Consider the following 852-nt stretch of genomic DNA (forward strand, 5'->3'; position numbering starts at 1 on the left):
AATTGCCCCGTCGACCTATCACAGTCATCTCGCCAAGCGCCGTGATCCGTCGCGGCTGTCGGATCGCGCCAAGCGTGATATGGTGTTGAAGCCGGAGATCGCGCGCGTATTTGCCGAGAACTTCGGGGTATATGGTGTTCGCAAGGTCTGGCGGCAGCTGAACCGTGAAGGCTTTGACATTGCCCGCTGCACCATCGAACGGTTGATGCGCAATATGGGCTTTCAAGGGGTGATACGCGGAAAGCCTGTACGAACGACAGTCAGCGATCATGCAGCGCCGTGTCCGCTCGACCATGTCAACCGCCAGTTCCATGCCCCTTCGCCCAATATGCTGTGGGTATCGGACTTCACCTATGTCGCGACCTGGAAAGGCTTTGTTTATGTCGCATTCGTGATTGACGTTTACGCCCGATATATCGTTGGTTGGCGGGTCAGTAGAACCGCTCACGCCAGCTTTGTTCTGGATGCCTTGGAGCAGGCTTTACATGATCGCAGGCCCACGCATCGCGGCGGTCTCATCCATCACAGCGACCGTGGAAGCCAATATGTATCGATCAAATATACTGAACGCTTGGCCGAGGCAGGCATCGAGCCATCGGTCGGCAGTGTCGGCGATAGCTATGACAACGCTTTGGCTGAAACAATCAACGGCCTTTACAAGGCAGAGGTAATCCACCGGCGCGGACCATGGCGGTCATTCGAAGCCGTCGAATATGCTACACTGGAATGGGTAGACTGGTTCAACAATAAAAGACTGCTGGAACCCATTGGCAATATCCCGCCCGCTGAAGCTGAGAAAAACTACTACGCCATGCTGGACGAAACCGACATGGCCGCTTAACTTAAACCAAA

General features: G+C 54.8%; 1 protein-coding gene. It reads left to right on the forward strand.

The annotated features are described in order from the left end of the window. Positions 1-841, forward strand: an 841-nt coding sequence (locus AQ1_RS12920) for an IS3 family transposase (RefSeq protein ID WP_042088034.1), incomplete at its 5' end; no start/stop codon positions are given. Between the last annotated feature and the right edge of the window lie 11 nt (positions 842-852).

The sequence above is a fragment of the Iodidimonas nitroreducens genome, assembly GCA_000710935.1.
GTDB lineage: Bacteria > Pseudomonadota > Alphaproteobacteria > Sphingomonadales > Rhodothalassiaceae > Iodidimonas > Iodidimonas nitroreducens.